This window comes from Streptomyces sp. bgisy027, assembly GCF_057710365.1.
Genome location: NZ_JBYIVZ010000064.1, coordinates 22,260 through 40,112 on the forward strand (window position 1 = coordinate 22,260; position 17,853 = coordinate 40,112).

At 69.9% G+C, this 17,853-nt stretch carries 14 protein-coding genes; 13 read left to right on the top strand and 1 reads right to left on the bottom strand.

The features are described 5' to 3' along the window. The first annotated feature begins 23 nt into the window (after positions 1 to 23). The 13 genes from AC3ETA_RS41295 to AC3ETA_RS41355 all read left to right on the top strand — a co-directional run bounded on the left by AC3ETA_RS41295 (position 24) and on the right by AC3ETA_RS41355 (position 14,268). Positions 24 to 1,688: a UDP-N-acetylmuramoyl-L-alanyl-D-glutamate--2,6-diaminopimelate ligase gene (locus AC3ETA_RS41295; RefSeq protein ID WP_432198047.1), complete on the top strand. Its 1,665-nt coding sequence runs from the start codon at positions 24 to 26 to the stop codon at positions 1,686 to 1,688. 4 nt (positions 1,689 to 1,692) lie between these two features. After that, positions 1,693 to 3,114 carry a UDP-N-acetylmuramoyl-tripeptide--D-alanyl-D-alanine ligase gene (locus AC3ETA_RS41300; protein WP_432198048.1) on the top strand — a complete coding sequence of 474 codons (1,422 nt, stop codon included), beginning with the start codon at positions 1,693 to 1,695 and terminating at the stop codon, positions 3,112 to 3,114. Continuing rightward, positions 3,111 to 4,184, top strand: coding sequence for a phospho-N-acetylmuramoyl-pentapeptide-transferase (gene mraY, locus AC3ETA_RS41305; RefSeq protein WP_030956450.1), 1,074 nt, complete (start codon positions 3,111 to 3,113; stop codon positions 4,182 to 4,184). The genes AC3ETA_RS41300 and mraY overlap by 4 nt, the downstream gene beginning before the upstream one ends. Next, complete coding sequence (gene murD / locus AC3ETA_RS41310; RefSeq protein WP_432198049.1) at positions 4,166 to 5,590, top strand: UDP-N-acetylmuramoyl-L-alanine--D-glutamate ligase; 1,425 nt, start codon at positions 4,166 to 4,168, stop codon at positions 5,588 to 5,590. Before mraY ends, murD begins: the two co-directional genes overlap by 19 nt. Before the next feature lie 103 nt (positions 5,591 to 5,693). Then, positions 5,694 to 7,067 carry a putative lipid II flippase FtsW gene (gene ftsW / locus AC3ETA_RS41315; RefSeq protein ID WP_432198050.1) on the top strand — a complete coding sequence of 458 codons (1,374 nt, stop codon included), beginning with the start codon at positions 5,694 to 5,696 and terminating at the stop codon, positions 7,065 to 7,067. 6 nt (positions 7,068 to 7,073) lie between these two features. After that, complete coding sequence (murG, locus tag AC3ETA_RS41320; protein ID WP_030955152.1) at positions 7,074 to 8,168, top strand: undecaprenyldiphospho-muramoylpentapeptide beta-N-acetylglucosaminyltransferase; 1,095 nt, start codon at positions 7,074 to 7,076, stop codon at positions 8,166 to 8,168. A gap of 23 nt (positions 8,169 to 8,191) precedes the next feature. Further along, positions 8,192 to 8,989: a cell division protein FtsQ/DivIB gene (locus tag AC3ETA_RS41325; protein WP_432198051.1), complete on the top strand. Its 798-nt coding sequence runs from the start codon at positions 8,192 to 8,194 to the stop codon at positions 8,987 to 8,989. 287 nt (positions 8,990 to 9,276) lie between these two features. Then, positions 9,277 to 10,473, top strand: a complete 1,197-nt coding sequence (ftsZ, locus tag AC3ETA_RS41330) for a cell division protein FtsZ (RefSeq protein ID WP_432198052.1) — start codon at positions 9,277 to 9,279, stop codon at positions 10,471 to 10,473. A 10-nt stretch (positions 10,474 to 10,483) separates the two neighbouring features. After that, the gene (pgeF, locus tag AC3ETA_RS41335; protein ID WP_432198053.1) at positions 10,484 to 11,212 is read left to right on the top strand and encodes a peptidoglycan editing factor PgeF; all 729 of its coding nucleotides are present in this window, start codon (positions 10,484 to 10,486) and stop codon (positions 11,210 to 11,212) included. 6 nt (positions 11,213 to 11,218) lie between these two features. Further along, positions 11,219 to 11,938, top strand: a complete 720-nt coding sequence (locus tag AC3ETA_RS41340; protein ID WP_432198070.1) for a YggS family pyridoxal phosphate-dependent enzyme — start codon at positions 11,219 to 11,221, stop codon at positions 11,936 to 11,938. Between the two features lie 125 nt (positions 11,939 to 12,063). Further along, on the top strand, positions 12,064 to 12,705 hold the full coding sequence (locus AC3ETA_RS41345; protein ID WP_030950524.1) for a cell division protein SepF: 642 nt from the start codon (positions 12,064 to 12,066) through the stop codon (positions 12,703 to 12,705). A 59-nt stretch (positions 12,706 to 12,764) separates the two neighbouring features. Further along, positions 12,765 to 13,052, top strand: coding sequence for a YggT family protein (locus AC3ETA_RS41350; protein WP_432198054.1), 288 nt, complete (start codon positions 12,765 to 12,767; stop codon positions 13,050 to 13,052). 55 nt (positions 13,053 to 13,107) lie between these two features. Continuing rightward, positions 13,108 to 14,268, top strand: a complete 1,161-nt coding sequence (locus tag AC3ETA_RS41355; protein WP_432198055.1) for a DivIVA domain-containing protein — start codon at positions 13,108 to 13,110, stop codon at positions 14,266 to 14,268. Positions 14,269 to 14,478: 210 nt separating this feature from the next. On the opposite strand, the gene ileS is transcribed toward AC3ETA_RS41355, so the two are convergent. Continuing rightward, complete coding sequence (ileS, locus tag AC3ETA_RS41360) at positions 14,479 to 17,634, bottom strand: isoleucine--tRNA ligase (RefSeq protein ID WP_432198056.1); 3,156 nt, start codon at positions 17,632 to 17,634, stop codon at positions 14,479 to 14,481. Positions 17,635 to 17,853 lie beyond the last annotated feature (219 nt).

The window sequence follows — 17,853 nt, forward strand, 5'->3', positions numbered from 1 at the left end:
ACCGAGCAGCCAGGAACCACCTCGTGACGACGATCACCCCCGACTCCGGGAACCAGGGCACGCCCCGCCCCTCACTTCGCCCTGACGCCGGTGCGCCCGGTACGCTCACCGCCGTGCCACACGCTGATCAGTCCCAAACCACCCAGAAGGGGCATCCTGTGACGTATCCGGGACCGCCCAGGCCGGCGCAGGTCTCCGCCACACCCCTCGCGGAACTTGCCGACCAGCTGGGTGTCCCCGCGCCGGAACAGCAGGACGGCCCCGCCGAGGTCACGGGCATCACCCATGACTCGCGAGCCGTCCGCCCCGGCGACCTGTACGCCGCCCTCCCGGGTGCCCGCATGCACGGCGCCGACTTCGTCACGCAGGCCGCGGGCCTCGGCGCGGTCGCCGTGCTGACCGATCCGACCGGCGCCGAACGCGCCGCGGAGACGGGCCTGCCGGTCCTCGTCGTCGACGATCCGCGCGGGCGGATGGGTGAACTGGCGGCCACGATCTACGGCCGGCCCGGCCGCGATCTGCTCCAGATCGGCATCACCGGCACCTCCGGCAAGACCACCACCGCCTATCTGGTCGAGGGCGGCCTGAAGACACTCAGGTCGACCGGCCTCATCGGCACGGTCGAGATGCGCATCGGCGACGAGCGCATCAAGTCCGAGCGGACCACCCCCGAAGCCACCGACCTCCAGGCGCTGTTCGCCGTCATGCGCGAGCGCGGCGTCGACGCGGTCGCCATGGAGGTCTCCAGCCACGCCCTGGTCCTCGGCCGGGTCGACGGCTGCGTCTTCGACATCGCGGTGTTCACCAACCTCAGCCCGGAACACATGGAGTTCCACTCCGACATGGAGGACTACTTCGGGGCGAAGGCGCAGCTGTTCACCCCGAAGCGCAGCAGGCTCGGCGTGGTCAACCTCGACGACGAGTACGGCCGCCGGCTCGCCGAGGAGGCCACCGTCCCGGTCGTCACCTTCTCCGCCGAGGGGCACCCCGACGCCGACTGGCGCGCCGAGGACGTCCAGGTCGGCCCGATGGACGCCACGTTCACCGTGATCGGCCCCAAGGGCGAGCGCATCGCCGCCACTTCGCCGCTGCCGGGTCCCTTCAACGTGGCGAACACCCTCGCCGCCATCGTCGCCCTGGCCGCCGCCGGCCTCGACGCGCAGACCGCGGCCGACGGCGTGGCCGCCGTGCCGGGTGTGCCGGGCCGCCTGGAGCGCGTGGACGCCGGGCAGCCGTATCTCGCGGTCGTGGACTACGCCCACAAGACCGACGCCGTCGAGTCGGTGCTCAAGGCGCTGCGCAAGGTCACCGAGGGCCGGGTGCACGTCGTGCTCGGCTGCGGCGGGGACCGCGACAGGACCAAGCGGGAGCCGATGGGCGCCGCCGCGGCCAGGCTTGCCGACACCGCCGTACTGACCTCCGACAACCCCCGCTCCGAGGACCCCCTCGCGATCCTTGCAACCATGCTGCAGGGCGCGGCGTCCGTGCCGGTACACGAGCGTGGCGAGGTCCAGGTCTTCGAGGACCGGGCCGCCGCGATCGCCGCGGCCGTCGCACGCGCCCGGCCCGGCGACACGGTGCTGGTCGCGGGCAAGGGCCATGAGCAGGGCCAGGACATCGCCGGAGTGGTCCGTCCCTTCGACGACCGCCAGGTGCTTCGCGAAGCTATCCAGAAGACCCAGGGATGAACTTGTGATCGCCCTCTCCCTCGCCGAGATCGCAGAAGTCGTCGGCGGGCAGACGCACGACATACCGGATCCGTCGGTCCAGGTCACCGGATCCGTCGTCCGGGACTCCCGTGAAGTGGGGCCCGGCAGTCTCTTCGTCGCCTTCGTCGGCGAGCGCGTGGACGGGCACGACTACGCGCAGGCCGTCGTCGCGGCCGGCGCGGTCGCCGTCCTCGGCTCGCGGCCCGTGGGGGTGCCCGCGATCGTCGTGCCGGACGTGCAGAAGGCGCTCGGCGCCCTCGCCCGCCATGTCGTCCAGCGCCTCGGCGCGACCCTCGTGGCGCTGACCGGCTCGGCCGGCAAGACCAGCACCAAGGACCTGATCGCCCAGGTGCTCCAGAGCAAGGCGCCCACCGTGTTCACGCCGGGCTCGCTCAACAACGAGATCGGGCTGCCGCTGACCGCCCTCAGCGCCACCGGGGAGACGAGGTTCCTCGTGCTGGAGATGGGCGCGCGGGGCATCGGCCACATCCGCTACCTCGCCGATCTGACACCGCCGCGGATCGGCCTCGTCCTCAACGTCGGAACCGCCCACATCGGCGAGTTCGGCGGCCGCGAGCAGATCGCACAGGCCAAGGGCGAACTCGTGGAGAGCCTGCCGGAGGACGGCGCCGCCATCCTCAACGCCGACGATCCCCTCGTACGGGCCATGGCGTCCCGTACGAAGGCGAAGGTGATCCTTTTCGGAGAGTCCGGCGAAGCGGACGTACGCGCCGAGAACGTGCGACTCACGGACAGCGGACAGCCTTCCTTCGTGCTTCACACACCCTCCGGGTGCAGCGATGTGACCATGCGCCTGTACGGTGAGCACCACGTGTCGAACGCGCTCGCCGCGGCCGCCGTCGCCCATGAGCTGGGCATGTCCGCAAGTGAGATCGCCACCGCGCTCTCCGAGGCGGGCTCCCTCTCCCGCTGGCGTATGGAGGTCACCGAGCGCCCGGACGGCGTGACCATCGTCAACGACGCCTACAACGCGAACCCCGAGTCCATGCGGGCCGCCCTCAGGGCGCTGGCTGCCATGGGCGGCGCCCGACGGGCAAAGGGGGGTCGTACGTGGGCGGTGCTCGGCAGGATGGCCGAGCTCGGGGACGAGGCGCTCGCCGAGCACGACGCGGTCGGACGGCTCGCCGTCCGGCTCAACGTCAGCAAGCTCGTCGCGGTCGGGGGCAGGGAAGCGTCCTGGCTGCAACTGGGCGCATATAACGAGGGTTCGTGGGGTGAGGAGTCGGTGCACGTGTCCGACGCACAGGCGGCGGTCGACCTGTTGCGCAGCGAGTTGCGCCCAGGGGACGTCGTGCTCGTGAAGGCGTCCCGTTCGGTGGGTCTGGAGAGCATCGCCGAAGCGCTGCTCGCGGGCGGTGCCCAGGGTGAGGTCGACGCCCGATGATGAATCAGATCCTCTTCGCGGGTGTCATCGGGCTCTTCCTGACACTGATCGGCACACCGCTGCTGATCAAGCTCCTCGCCCGCAAGGGCTACGGCCAGTACATCCGCGACGACGGCCCGCGCGAGCACGCCAGCAAGCGCGGTACGCCGACCATGGGTGGTATCGCCTTCATCCTCGCCACGATCGTGGCGTACTTCCTGTCGAAGGTGATCACCGGGAAGCCGGTGACCTACTCGGGCCTGCTGGTGCTCGGGCTGATGGGCGGCATGGGTCTGGTCGGCTTCCTGGACGACTACATCAAGATCGTCAAGCGTCGTTCGCTGGGGCTGCGGGCCAAGGCCAAGATGGCCGGCCAGCTGCTCGGCGGTATCGCCTTCGCGGTGCTCTCGCTCCAGTTCGCGGACAACCGCGGCAACACCCCGGCCTCCACCAAGCTCTCCTTCGTGCAGGACTTCGGCTGGTCCATCGGCCCGGTGCTGTTCGTGGTCTGGGCGCTGTTCATGATCCTCGCCATGTCGAACGGCGTGAACCTGACGGACGGTCTGGACGGCCTCGCCACCGGCGCCTCCGTGCTGGTCTTCGGCGCCTACACCTTCATCGGCGTATGGCAGTTCCAGGAGTCCTGCGCCAACGCGCAGACCCTGACCAACCCGGGCGCCTGTTACGAAGTGCGAGATCCACTCGACCTCGCCGTCGTCTCCTCGGCGCTGATGGGTGCCTGCCTCGGCTTCCTGTGGTGGAACACCTCGCCGGCCAAGATCTTCATGGGTGACACCGGTTCGCTGGCCCTCGGCGGCGCGCTCGCGGGTCTCGCCATCTGCTCGCGCACCGAGCTGCTGCTCGCCATCCTCGGCGGCCTGTTCGTGCTGATCACCATGTCGGTGGTCATCCAGGTCGGCTCCTTCCGCCTCACCGGCAAGCGTGTCTTCCGAATGGCGCCACTCCAGCACCACTTCGAACTCAAGGGCTGGTCAGAAGTGCTCGTCGTGGTCCGCTTCTGGATCATTCAGGGCATCTGTGTGATCGTCGGACTGGGCCTCTTCTACGCGGGATGGGCAGCGGACAAGTGACCGACTGGCAGGGGAAGAACGTCACCGTCGCCGGGCTCGGCGTCTCCGGGATCCCGGCGGCCAAGGTGCTGCACGGCCTCGGCGCGAAGGTCACCGTCGTCAACGACGGCGACGACGCACGCGCGCGTGCCCAGGCGGCCGAACTCGAGGCGCTGGGCATCGCCGTGCGCCTCGGTGACGGGGCGACCCTGCCCGAAGGCACCGAACTCGTCGTCACCGCGCCGGGCTGGAAGCCGGACAAGCCGCTGTTCACGGCGGCCCGTGACGCGGGCGTCGACATCTGGGGCGACGTGGAGCTCGCCTGGCGGCTGCGCGGCCCGGACGCCGCGCCCTGGCTCGCCGTCACCGGCACCAACGGCAAGACCACGACCGTGCAGATGCTCGCCGAGATCCTGAAGGCGGCGGGCCTGCGCACCGCCGCCGTGGGCAACATCGGCGTCTCACTGCTGGACGCGGTGCTCGGCGAGGAGCGGTACGACGTCCTCGCCGTGGAGTTGTCCAGTTACCAGCTCCACTGGGCGCCCTCGCTGCGGGCACACTCGGCCGCCGTGCTGAACCTCGCGCCCGACCACCTCGACTGGCACGGCTCCATGGAGGCGTACGCCGCCGACAAGGGCCGCATCTACGAGGGCAACCGCGTCGCCTGCGTCTACAACGTCGCCGACAAGGCCACCGAGGACCTGGTGCGCGAGGCGGACGTGGAGGAGGGCTGCCGGGCCATCGGCTTCACCCTCGGTGCGCCCGCCCCCTCCCAACTCGGCGTCGTCGACGGCATCCTCGTCGACCGCGCCTTCGTCGAGAACCGGCACAAGAGCGCCCAGGAACTCGCCGAGATCTCCGACGTCGAACCGCCGGCCCCGCACAACATCGCCAACGCCCTTGCGGCGGCGGCCCTCGCCCGGGCCTTCGGGGTGCCCCCCAAGGCCGTACGGGACGGTCTGCGGGCCTTCACCCCCGACGCCCACCGCATCGCCCACGTGGCGGACATCGCCGGGGTCTCCTACGTCGACGACTCCAAGGCCACCAACACGCACGCGGCGGAAGCCTCGTTGGCGGCGTACGAGTCCATCGTGTGGATCGCGGGCGGGCTCGCCAAGGGCGCCGTCTTCGAGGAGCTGGTCGCCAAGTCGGCCGGACACCTGCGGGCGGCCGTCCTCATGGGCGCCGATCGTGCCCTGATCCGGGAAGCCCTCGCGCGACACGCGCCGGAGGTACCCGTCGTCGACCTCGACCGGACCGACACTGGGGCGATGCTCGCGGCAGTCCAGGAGGCGCAGCGGCTCGCCCGGCCAGGCGACACGGTGCTTCTCGCCCCCGCGTGTGCCTCGATGGACATGTTCGCCAACTACAACCAGCGCGGTGACGCGTTCGCGGAAGCGGTTCGCGAACTCGGCGCGGGCGCCTGACGGCGGGTCTCGGCCACAGCGGGTGCTTCGGGACCCTTGGAGGGACGCGTGACTCGGATGTGGCCGGACGGTTCGTACGCCCACGGCGAGGCGGTGAGCGCCGATGCCCGGTAGCCGTACGGGCCGGCCGCCCGTGCAGCGGGCCGTTCGGCGGCCCGCGACGCCGGGGCCGCTGCGCGACAACCCGGTACGGCGGCTCTACACACGTCTGCAACGGGCGTGGGACCGGCCGCTGACCGCCTACTACCTGATCCTCGGCGGCAGCCTGCTGATCACGGTGCTCGGTCTGGTGATGGTCTACTCGGCCTCGCAGATCACCGCGCTGCAGATGTCGCTGCCCGGGTCGTACTTCTTCCGCAAGCAGCTGCTGGCCGCGGTCATCGGCGCCGGGCTGCTGTTCGCGGCCTCCCGGATGCCGGTGAAGCTGCACCGGGCGCTGGCCTACCCGATCCTCGCGGGCGCCGTCTTCATGATGGCGCTGGTGCAGGTGCCCGGGATAGGAGTCGCGGTCAACGGCAACCAGAACTGGATCGCCCTCGGCGGCTCCTTCCAGATCCAGCCCAGTGAGTTCGGCAAGCTCGCGCTCGTGCTGTGGGGCGCCGACCTGATCGCCCGCAAGCAGGACAAGAAGCTGCTCAACCAGTGGAAGCACATGCTGGTCCCGCTCGTGCCGGTCGCGTTCATGCTGCTCGGGCTGATCATGCTCGGCGGCGACATGGGCACCGCGATCATCCTGTCGGCGATCCTGTTCGGCCTGCTGTGGCTGGCCGGGGCCCCGACCAGGCTGTTCGTGGGCGTCCTGTCGGTCGCCGGACTGATCGGGCTGCTCCTGATCAAGACCAGCGCCAACCGCATGGCCCGACTGGAGTGCCTGGGCGCCACCGAACCGCGCGGCGGAGCCGTCGACTGCTGGCAGGCCGTGCACGGCATCTATGCGCTCGCATCCGGCGGAATCTTCGGCTCCGGGCTCGGCGCGAGTGTGGAGAAATGGGGCCAACTGCCCGAAGCCCACACCGACTTCATCTTCGCCGTCACCGGTGAGGAACTGGGCCTGGCGGGGACGCTGTCGGTGCTCGCCCTCTTCGCGGCTCTAGGCTATGCGGGTATCCGCGTGGCCGGACGCACGGAGGACCCCTTCGTGAGGTATGCCGCGGGAGGCGTGACCACCTGGATCACCGCGCAAGCCGTGATCAACATCGGTGCGGTGCTCGGCCTGCTGCCGATCGCCGGCGTCCCCCTGCCGCTGTTCTCGTACGGGGGGTCCGCCCTGCTGCCGACCATGTTCGCCATCGGGCTGCTCATCGCCTTCGCACGCGACGAGCCCGCTGCGCGGGCAGCGCTTTCCGTGCGGCAACCCCGCTTTGGTAGAAAGCGTGCGGGAGGCTCGGTGCCGGTCAAAGGCGCGACCGGGACTCCTCGGAGATGGAACACGATGCGACGGCGTGCCTCGGCGGCGCGTTCGTCCGGAGAGCGGTGAATTTCGGTGCATGTCGTACTCGCCGGTGGGGGGACCGCCGGCCACATCGAGCCCGCGCTCGCCCTCGCGGACGCCCTGCGCAGGCAGGACCCGACCGTGGGGATCACGGCCCTGGGCACGGAGCGCGGCCTGGAGACCAAGCTGGTGCCGCAGCGCGGCTATGAACTCGCGCTGATCCCGGCGGTACCGCTGCCGCGCAAGCCCACTCCCGAGCTGATCACCGTCCCGGGCCGGCTGCGCGGCACGATCAAGGCGACCGAGCAGATCCTGGAGCGCACCAAGGCGGACGCCGTGGTCGGCTTCGGCGGCTATGTCGCCCTGCCCGGCTACCTCGCCGCCAAGCGCCTCGGCGTGCCGATCATCATCCACGAGGCCAACGCCCGCCCGGGCCTGGCCAACAAGATCGGCTCGCGCTACGCCGCCCAGGTCGCCGTCGCCACGCCGGACAGCAAGCTGCGCAACTCCCGCTACATCGGCATCCCGCTGCGCCACACCATCGCCACCCTGGACCGGGCCGCCCGCCGCCCCGAGGCCCGCGCGATGTTCGGCCTCGACCCGAACCTGCCGACGCTGCTGGTCTCCGGCGGCTCGCAGGGCGCACGGCGCCTGAACGAGGTCGTCCAGCAGGTCGCGCCCTGGCTCCAGCAGGCCGGGATCCAGATCCTGCACGCGGTCGGTCCGAAGAACGAACTGCCACAGGTGCATCAGATGCCGGGGATGCCCCCCTACATCCCGGTAAGTTACTTGGACCGGATGGACCTCGCGTACGCCGCGGCCGACATGATGCTCTGCCGCGCGGGCGCGATGACCGTCGCCGAACTCTCCGCCGTCGGACTCCCGGCCGCCTACGTCCCGCTGCCCATCGGCAACGGCGAACAGCGGCTGAACGCCCAGCCGGTGGTCAAGGCCGGCGGCGGACTGCTGGTCGACGACGCGGAACTCACGCCCGAATGGGTGCAGCAGAACGTCCTGCCCGTGCTCGCCGACCCGCACCGGCTGTACGAGATGTCCCGCGCCGCAAGCGAATTCGGCCGCCGGGACGCCGACGACCTGCTCGTCGGCATGGTGTACGAGGCGATCGCCTCGCACCGCCGCCAGTAACCGTGTGACGGAGGGCAGGGAGCGTGGCCGGACCGACGACCGCCGAGCGCGGTGAACGCCAGCAGGAGTCGTCCGACCCGCCCCTCGCCCGGCGGCGGTTGAGGAGGTCGCGTCTTCGTACGATCATCATCCTTACCGTCGTCCTGACGCTCCTGGGCGGGAGCTCCGTGTGGCTGCTCTACGGCTCCAAGTGGCTGCGCGTCGAGCGCGTATCGGTCGCGGGAACCCGGGTTCTGACGCCCGAGCAGGTCCTGGACGCGGCCGACACCCCCGTCGGGGCACCGCTGATTTCCGTCGACACCGAGGCGATTGAGGCGCGCCTGCGCCGGAAATTGCCCCGAATTGACGAGGTTGACGTGGTCCGCTCCTGGCCCCATGGAATCAGCCTGAAAGTGATGGAGCGTACTCCGGTTCTCATGGTGCAAAAAGGCGGAAAGTTCATCGAAGTGGACGATGAAGGTGTCCGTTTCGCCACGGTTTCCACGCCACCTAAAGGTGTTCCCGCGCTGGAATTGACGGTGTCCCGGTCGAGCTCCGCCGCCGCGAGCCTGCGCCGCTTCGGAGAGGCTCGTCTGGTGCGCGAGGCGGTGCGCGTCGCCGGCGCCATTCCGGCCGCCGTCTCCCAGGACACCCTGGTCGTCAAGGTCCGTTCCTACGACGACATCTCGCTGGAGTTGCGCGACGGCCGGACCGTCGCGTGGGGCAGTGGCGAGAAGGGAGCCGCCAAGGCTCGCACACTCACCGCTCTCATGAAAGCCTCGCCGCGTGCGCGGCACTTCGACGTGAGCGTTCCCACCGCCCCCGCGTCATCGGCGAGTTGACGCACATCTGCGCAGGCCAGCACCCTGGTTGGGCAGCGACATGGCTGATCACATAGGGTGAAAAGAAAAACGGGAGGTTCGGCGTGTTCGTTGAACGTGCGCCACTTGTCGACTTAGTGTCCTGTTCAGAAGACTTCAAGGAACAGACACACTGGTAACCCTAAACTTCAGGGTTAGGGTTCGGGTCGGCGCTACGGACCGTCCCATTCGGCATCAGTCGCCGGTTCCGGAAGCGCAGCGCTTCTTGTGAACCGACGACCCGTAACTCGAGGCGAGAGGCCTTCGACGTGGCAGCACCGCAGAACTACCTCGCAGTCATCAAAGTCATCGGTGTCGGCGGCGGTGGTGTCAATGCCATCAACCGGATGATCGAGGTCGGTCTCAAGGGCGTCGAGTTCATCGCCATCAACACTGACGCACAGGCGCTGTTGATGAGCGACGCCGACGTCAAGCTCGACGTCGGCCGGGAACTCACCCGCGGACTCGGCGCCGGAGCCAACCCGGCCGTCGGCCGCAAGGCCGCCGAGGACCACCGCGAGGAGATCGAGGAGGTCCTCAAGGGGGCCGACATGGTCTTCGTGACGGCCGGTGAAGGCGGCGGCACCGGCACCGGCGGCGCGCCCGTCGTGGCCAACATCGCCCGCTCCCTGGGTGCCCTCACCATCGGTGTGGTCACCCGCCCGTTCACCTTCGAGGGACGGCGCCGCGCCAACCAGGCCGAGGACGGCATCGCCGAACTCCGCGAAGAGGTCGACACCCTCATCGTCATCCCGAACGACCGGCTGCTGTCCATCTCGGACCGCCAGGTCTCGGTGCTCGACGCCTTCAAGTCGGCCGACCAGGTGCTGCTCTCCGGTGTCCAGGGCATCACCGACCTCATCACCACGCCCGGCCTGATCAACCTCGACTTCGCCGACGTCAAGTCGGTCATGTCCGAGGCCGGTTCGGCCCTCATGGGCATCGGCTCGGCCCGCGGCGACGACCGCGCGGTGGCCGCGGCCGAGATGGCGATCTCCTCGCCGCTGCTGGAGGCGTCCATCGACGGCGCCCGGGGCGTACTGCTCTCCATCTCCGGCGGCTCCGACCTCGGCCTGTTCGAGATCAACGAAGCGGCCCAGCTGGTCAGCGAGGCCGCCCACCCCGAGGCCAACATCATCTTCGGCGCGGTGATCGACGACGCCCTCGGCGACGAGGTCCGGGTGACCGTGATCGCCGCCGGCTTCGACGGCGGCCAGCCGCCGGCCCGCCGGGACAACGTCCTCGGCTCGACCTCCTCCGCGCCCCGCCGCGAGGAGCCCGCTCCGGCACGGCAGCCCGAGAGCCGCCCGTCCTTCGGCTCGCTCGGCAGCGTCACGCCGAAGGAGGAGCCGGAGCCCACGCCGGAGCCGGTGGCCGACATCCCGGTCGCCCCGCCGGTCCCGCCGTCGAGGACCTACGCCGACAGCGCGGCCGAGGAACTGGACGTCCCGGACTTCCTTAAGTGATCCTTCTGACGTGATAGGACAGCGCGACATCGTGAGCGGCGCGCACTTCGCTTTCACCGACCGGTGGGGCGGGGTGAGCGCCGCTCCGTATGAGGAGCTCAACCTCGGCGGGGCGGTCGGCGACGACCCCGGGGCCGTGACGGCCAACCGTGAGATCGCCGCCAAGTCGCTCGGGCTCGACCCGGGTGACGTCGTCTGGATGAACCAGGTGCACGGGGCGGACGTCGCCGTGGTCGACGGGCCGTGGCGTGATCGTCCGGTGCCCGAGGTCGACGCGATCGTCACCGCCCGGCGGGGTCTCGCCCTCGCCGTCCTCACCGCCGACTGCGTGCCGGTCCTGCTGGCCGACCCGGTCGCCGGGATCGCCGCCGCTGCACACGCGGGACGCCCCGGCATGATCGCCGGGGTCGTCCCGGCGGCGCTGCGCGCGATGACGGAACTGGGCGCCGACCCCGCCCGGATCGTCGCCCGCACCGGCCCCGCCGTCTGCGGCCGGTGCTACGAGGTGCCGGATGCGATGCGCGCCGAGGTGACCGCCGAGGAACCGACGGCGTACGCCGAGACGAGCTGGGGCACGCCGGCGGTGGACGTGGCCGCCGGGGTGCACGCCCAGCTCGCGCGGCTCGGAGTGCACGACCGGGCGCAGTCGCCGGTGTGCACGCTGGAGTCGGGTGACCACTTCTCGTACCGCCGCGACCGCTCCACAGGGCGGCTCGCGGGATATGTCTGGCTGGACTGAATGAACATCAAGGACCGCAAGGACGAACTCGCCGCAAACCTGGCGGGGGTGGAGGAACGAATCGCCGCCGCCTGCGCTGCCGCCGGGCGGGCCCGCGAGGAGGTGACCCTGATCGTGGTCACCAAGACCTACCCCGCGAGCGATGTGCGGATCCTGTCGGAACTCGGTGTGCGGCATGTCGCCGAGAACCGCGACCAGGACGCGGCACCCAAGGCCGCCGAATGCTCGGACCTGCCCCTCGCCTGGCACTTCGTCGGGCAGTTGCAGACCAACAAGGTGCGGTCCGTGGTCGGTTACGCGGACCTGGTGCAGTCGGTCGACCGCTCCCGGCTGGTGACGGCGCTCTCCAAGGAGGCCGTACGCCAGGAGCGGGAGGTGGGCTGCCTGATCCAGGTGGCGCTGGACGCCGGTGAGAGCGCCCGGGGCGAGCGGGGCGGTGTGGCGCCGGGCGGCATCGAGGAGTTGGCCGGGCTCGTCGCGAAGGCTCCGGGGCTGCGGATGGCCGGACTGATGACCGTCGCCCCTCTCACCGGGGAGTATGCGGGCCGCCAACGGGCGGCCTTCGAGCGGTTGATGGATTTGTCGACCGACCTGCGCCGAGCTCATCCGGCTGCGAACATGGTGTCGGCAGGGATGAGTGCGGATCTCGAAGAGGCGGTGGCGGCGGGTGCGACACATGTGCGCGTCGGCACTGCGGTACTCGGAGTCCGCCCCAGGCTCGGGTAACGTCGCCAAGAAGTCGGACCACAGCAGAAAATATGGTCAATGTCGCCGAAAGGCGGGCGTAACGACCGCGTGGATGGCGGGCACTTGGCAGTCGCCGATCCACCACAGAGCGGAGGACTCAGAGCATGGCCGGCGCGATGCGCAAGATGGCGGTCTACCTCGGCCTCGTGGAGGACGATGGGTACGACGGCCGGGGGTTCGACCCCGATGACGACTTCGAGCCCGAACTGGACCCGGAGCCCGAGCGGGACCACCGACGGCACGAGCCGTCCCACCAGTCCCACAGCGCACATCAGTCCCAAAGGGACGAAGAGGTGCGAATCGTTCAGCCGCCCGCGCCTCGCGAACCTGTGGCCCGTGCGACTTCGCTACCCGCGGAATCCGGCCGCCCGGCGCGCATCGCGCCCGTGGCGTCCATCACACAAGAACGCGCAAGCCTGGAGAAGAACGCACCGGTGATCATGCCCAAGGTCGTGTCGGAACGAGAGCCGTACCGGATCACCACACTTCACCCCCGGACCTACAACGAGGCCCGTACCATCGGGGAACACTTCCGTGAGGGCACCCCGGTGATCATGAATCTGACTGAGATGGATGACACAGACGCGAAGCGACTTGTCGACTTTGCGGCAGGTTTGGTGTTTGGTCTTCACGGCAGCATCGAGCGGGTGACGCAGAAGGTGTTCCTGTTGTCGCCTGCTAACGTCGATGTCACGGCGGAGGACAAGGCCCGCATCGCAGAGGGCGGGTTCTTCAACCAGAGCTGAGACGCACCACCGGAAGAACAGCACGGAACTGGGAAACAGGGGAGAGGGAAACACCAGTCATGAGCGTGGTCCTGCAGGTTCTCTACATCGCGCTGATGGTGTTCCTCATCGTGCTCATCTTCCGGTTGGTCATGGACTACGTCTTCCAGTTCGCCCGCTCATGGCAACCCGGCAAGGCGATGGTGGTCGTTCTGGAGGCCACCTACACTGTCACCGATCCACCGTTGAAGCTTCTGCGGCGGTTCATCCCGCCGCTGCGTCTCGGGGGCGTGGCGCTCGACCTGTCCTTCTTCGTACTGATGATCATCGTCTACATCCTGATCACCGTTGTACGGGGCGCGATGTGAACGATGTGACAGATACGGTCTTGCCGACTGCCGACGACTACGTTGAGGTGAAGAGATGCCGTTGACCCCCGAGGACGTGCGGAACAAGCAGTTCACGACCGTCCGCCTCCGAGAAGGCTATGACGAGGACGAGGTCGATGCCTTCCTCGATGAGGTCGAAGCCGAACTGACGCGTCTGCTCCGCGAGAACGAGGACCTGCGCGCCAAGCTGGCCGCGGCCACGCGTGCTGCTGCCCAGAACCAGCAGAACATGCGCAAGCCTCCGGAGGGGCCCGGCGGTCCGCAGGACCAGCAGCAGGGCGGTATGCCCCAGCAGGGCGGCATGCCCCAGGGCGGAATGCCGCAGCAGGGCATGCGCGGGCCGGGGTCTCCTGTCCCCGCCGGCATATCGGGCCCGCCGCAGCAGCAGATGGGTGGCCCCATGGGTGGTCCGCCCCAGCTGCCGAGCGGTGCCCCGCAGCTGCCCGCCGGTCCCGGCGGTCAGGGTGGCCCTCAGGGTCCCGGTCCGATGGGCCAGGGTCCGGGGCCGATGGGTCAGCCCCCCATGCAGCAGATGGGCGGCCCCATGGGCGGTCCCATGGGTGGCCCGATGGGCGGTCCCGGTCAGGGCGGCCCCGGCGGCGACAGTGCCGCACGCGTTCTGTCGCTCGCACAGCAGACCGCCGACCAGGCGATCGCCGAGGCCCGCTCCGAGGCCAACAAGATCGTCGGCGAGGCGCGTTCGCGTGCCGAGGGTCTCGAGCGTGACGCCCGTGCCAAGGCCGACGCCCTGGAGCGGGACGCGCAGGAGAAGCACCGCGTCGCGATGGGCTCCCTGGAGTCCGCCCGCGCCACGCTGGAGCGCAAGGTCGAGGACCTGCGCGGCTTCGAGCGCGAGTACCGCACGCGGCTGAAGTCCTACCTCGAGTCCCAGCTGCGCCAGCTGGAGACGCAGGCGGACGACTCGCTCGCCCCGCCGCGCACTCCGGCCGCCGCGTCGCTCCCGCCGTCCCCGGCGCCTTCCATGGCTCCGGCCGGTGCGAGTGCCCCGTCGTACGGCGGCAACCAGGGCATGGGCGGCGCCCCGTCCCCGGCTGCTCCGTCCTACGGCGGTCAGCAGCAGATGTCCCCGGCGATGACCCAGCCGATGGCTCCGGTCCGGCCGCAGGGCCCCGGCCCCATGGGTCAGGCCCCGTCGCCCATGCGCGGGTTCCTCATCGACGAGGACGACAACTGACGGTTGGTAGTACGCCTCAGGCGTCGGCAGCGTTCAGGGCGGGGCCCCGGATTTCGATCCGGGGCCCCGCCCTTTTGCTACGCGTGTTCACGGAGTTTGCGGTGTTTGTTCGGAGCCGGGTGTGCGTGTCCGGCGTACGCAACGCCGAAGGCCCGGGACCACCAAGATTCTTTGGTGGTCCCGGGCCTTCGGTCGTGCGGCCGGGTCCCGCTACTGCTTGCGCAGGCGGAACGTCAGGGTCAGACCCTCGTCCGCGAAGGCGGAGCCGTATGTGTCGTCCGCCTCACCCTGGGCGAAGTCCGTCGCCAGGACCTCGTCGGCGATCAGCTCGGCGTGCTCGGCGAGCGCCGCGATCATCGCCGGGTCCGTCGCCGTCCAGCGCAGGGCGATGCGGTCGGCCACGTCCAGGCCGCTGTTCTTGCGGGCCTCCTGGATCAGGCGGATCGCGTCACGGGCCAGGCCCGCACGGCGCAGCTCCTCCGTGATCTCCAGGTCCAGGGCGACCGTGGCACCCGCGTCGGACGCCACCGACCAGCCCTCGCGCGGGGTCTCCGTGATGATCACCTCGTCCGGGGCGAGGGCGACCGTCTCACCGTCGACCTCGACCGACGCGGTGCCCTCGCGCAGGGCCAGGGACAGCGCCGCCGCGTCCGCGTTCGCGATGGCCTTCGCCACATCCTGGACGCGCTTGCCGAACCGCTTGCCCAGGGCGCGGAAGTTCGCCTTGGCGGTGGTGTCCACCAGGCTGCCGCCGACCTCGGAGAGCGACGCCAGCGACGAGACGTTCAGCTCCTCGGTGATCTGCGTGTGCAGCTCGGGGCCGAGGGTCTCGAAGCCCGCGACGGCCACCAGGGCCCGGGACAGCGGCTGGCGGGTCTTGACGCCCGACTCCGCGCGTGTGGCACGGCCCAGCTCGACCAGCCGGCGCACCGTGACCATCTGCTGCGACAGCTCCGGGTCGATCGCGGACAGGTCCGCCTCCGGCCAGGCCGCCAGGTGGACCGACTCGGGGGCGCCCGGGGTGACCGGGACGACCAGGTCCTGCCAGACCCGCTCGGTGATGAACGGCGTCAGCGGGGCCATCAGCTTGGTGACCGTCTCGACGACCTCGTGCAGGGTGCGCAGCGCCGCCTTGTCGCCCTGCCAGAAGCGGCGGCGCGAGCGGCGGACGTACCAGTTCGACAGGTCGTCGACGAACGCCGAGAGCAGCTTGCCGGCGCGCTGGGTGTCGTAGGCGTCCAGGGACTGGGTCATCTGGTCGACCAGCGCGTGCAGTTCGGACAGCAGCCAGCGGTCCAGAACCGGGCGGTCGGCCGGGGCCGGGTCGGCCGCGGAGGGCGCCCAGCTCGACGTACGGGCGTACAGGGCCTGGAAGGCGACCGTGTTCCAGTACGTCAGGAGCGTCTTGCGGACGACCTCCTGGATCGTGCCGTGGCCCACGCGGCGGGCCGCCCACGGCGAGCCGCCGGCCGCCATGAACCAGCGCACCGCGTCGGCGCCGTGCTGGTCCATCAGCGGGATCGGCTGGAGGATGTTGCCCAGGTGCTTGGACATCTTGCGGCCGTCCTCGGCGAGGATGTGGCCGAGGCAGACGACGTTCTCGTACGAGGACTTGTCGAAGACCAGCGTGCCGATCGCCATCAGTGTGTAGAACCAGCCGCGGGTCTGGTCGATGGCCTCGCAGATGAACTGCGCCGGGTAGCGGGCCTCGAACAGTTCCTTGTTCTTGTACGGGTAGCCCCACTGTGCGAACGGCATCGAGCCCGAGTCGTACCAGGCGTCGATGACCTCCGGCACGCGCGTGGCCGTCTTCGCGCAGCTCGGGCAGTCGAAGGTCACGTCGTCGATGAACGGGCGGTGCGGGTCAAGGCTCGACTGGTCGGTGCCGGTCAGCTCGGAGAGCTCCGCGCGGGAGCCGACCACGGTGAGGTGGTCGTCCTCGCAGCGCCAGATCGGCAGCGGGGTGCCCCAGTAGCGGTTGCGGGACAGCGCCCAGTCGATGTTGTTGTTCAGCCAGTCGCCGTAGCGGCCGCTCTTGACCGTCTCCGGGAACCAGTTGGTGTCCTCGTTCTCCTGGAGGAGGCGGTCCTTGACGGCGGTGGTGCGGATGTACCAGGACGGCTGCGCGTAGTAGAGCAGCGCGGTGTGGCAGCGCCAGCAGTGCGGGTAGCTGTGCTCGTACGGGATGTGCCGGAAGAGCAGGCCGCGCTGCTGGAGGTCCTCGGTGAGCGCCTCGTCGGCCTTCTTGAAGAAGACGCCGCCGACGAGGGGGACGTCCTCCTCGAAGGTGCCGTCCGGGCGGACCGGGTTCACCACCGGCAGGCCGTAGGCGCGGCAGACCTTGAGGTCGTCCTCACCGAAGGCGGGGGACTGGTGGACCAGACCCGTGCCGTCCTCGGTGGTGACGTACTCGGCGTTGACCACGTAGTGGGTGCCGCCCTCGGTCTGTGGGAACTCCACGAGCTCGAACGGTCGCTGATACGTCCAGCGCTCCATCTCGGCGCCGGTGAAGCTCTGTCCGGTGGTCTCCCAGCCCTCGCCGAGGGCCTTGGCGAGGAGCGGCTCGGCGACGACGAGCTTCTCCGTGCCTTCCGGGCCGTTCGTCGCCACGACGTAGGTGACCTCGGGGTGGGCGGCCACGGCCGTGTTGGAGACGAGCGTCCAGGGCGTGGTCGTCCACACCAGGAGTGCGGCCTCGCCGGCGAGCGGACCGGAGGTGAGCGGGAAACGGACGTACACGGACGGGTCGACGACCGTCTCGTAGCCCTGCGCCAGCTCGTGGTCGGACAGGCCGGTGCCGCAGCGCGGGCACCAGGGGGCGACGCGGTGGTCCTGGACCAGCAGGCCCTTGTTGAAGATCTCCTTCAGCGACCACCAGACGGACTCGATGTACTCGGGTTCCATCGTGACGTAGGCGTCGTCGAGGTCGACCCAGTAGCCCATGCGGGTCGTCAGGTCGGAGAAGGCGTCGGTGTGGCGCAGTACCGACTCGCGGCACTTGGCGTTGAACTCGGCGATGCCGTACGCCTCGATGTCCTTCTTGCCGCTGAAGCCGAGCTCCTTCTCGACCGCCAGCTCCACCGGGAGGCCGTGGCAGTCCCAGCCGGCCTTGCGGGCCACGTGGTAGCCGCGCATGGTGCGGAAGCGGGGGAAGACGTCCTTGAAGACGCGGGCCTCGATGTGGTGGGCGCCGGGCATGCCGTTGGCGGTGGGCGGGCCCTCGTAGAACACCCACTCGGGGCGGCCCTCGGACTGCTCCAGGGTCTTGGCGAAGATCTTCTGCTCGCGCCAGAAGTCGAGCACCGCGTGCTCGAGCGCGGGCAGGTCGACCTGGGCGGGCACCTGGCGGTACGTCGGCGTTGTCATCAGCGAGCTTCCTCCGGCGGACTTGCTGCCTTCCGTCCGGAGGGACGAGAGCCGATTCTTCCTTACGCCGGTTTCGGCGCGCTCCCGCGGTACCACCCTCCTTGGCCCTCCGACGCGGGGTGTGCGTCGGCGAACCCCCTCATTGGGGTCGCGATACCGGGTCTACTCGCCTGTGCCTCTCGGCCGTGGCTTTCTTCCGGCGGCTCCGGGGTGATCTTC

Excerpts from the sequence above, each read along its gene's own strand:
- mraY (WP_030956450.1), top strand. The coding sequence starts at position 3,111 with ATGATGAATCAGATCCTCTTCGCGGGTGTCATCGGGCTCTTCCTGACA.
- murD (WP_432198049.1), top strand. The coding sequence starts at position 4,166 with ATGGGCAGCGGACAAGTGACCGACTGGCAGGGGAAGAACGTCACCGTC.
- AC3ETA_RS41350 (WP_432198054.1), top strand. The coding sequence starts at position 12,765 with ATGAGCGTGGTCCTGCAGGTTCTCTACATCGCGCTGATGGTGTTCCTC.
- AC3ETA_RS41355 (WP_432198055.1), top strand. The coding sequence starts at position 13,108 with ATGCCGTTGACCCCCGAGGACGTGCGGAACAAGCAGTTCACGACCGTC.
- ftsW (WP_432198050.1), top strand. The coding sequence starts at position 5,694 with ATGCCCGGTAGCCGTACGGGCCGGCCGCCCGTGCAGCGGGCCGTTCGG.
- AC3ETA_RS41345 (WP_030950524.1), top strand. The coding sequence starts at position 12,064 with ATGGCCGGCGCGATGCGCAAGATGGCGGTCTACCTCGGCCTCGTGGAG.
- ileS (WP_432198056.1), bottom strand. The coding sequence starts at position 17,634 with ATGACAACGCCGACGTACCGCCAGGTGCCCGCCCAGGTCGACCTGCCC.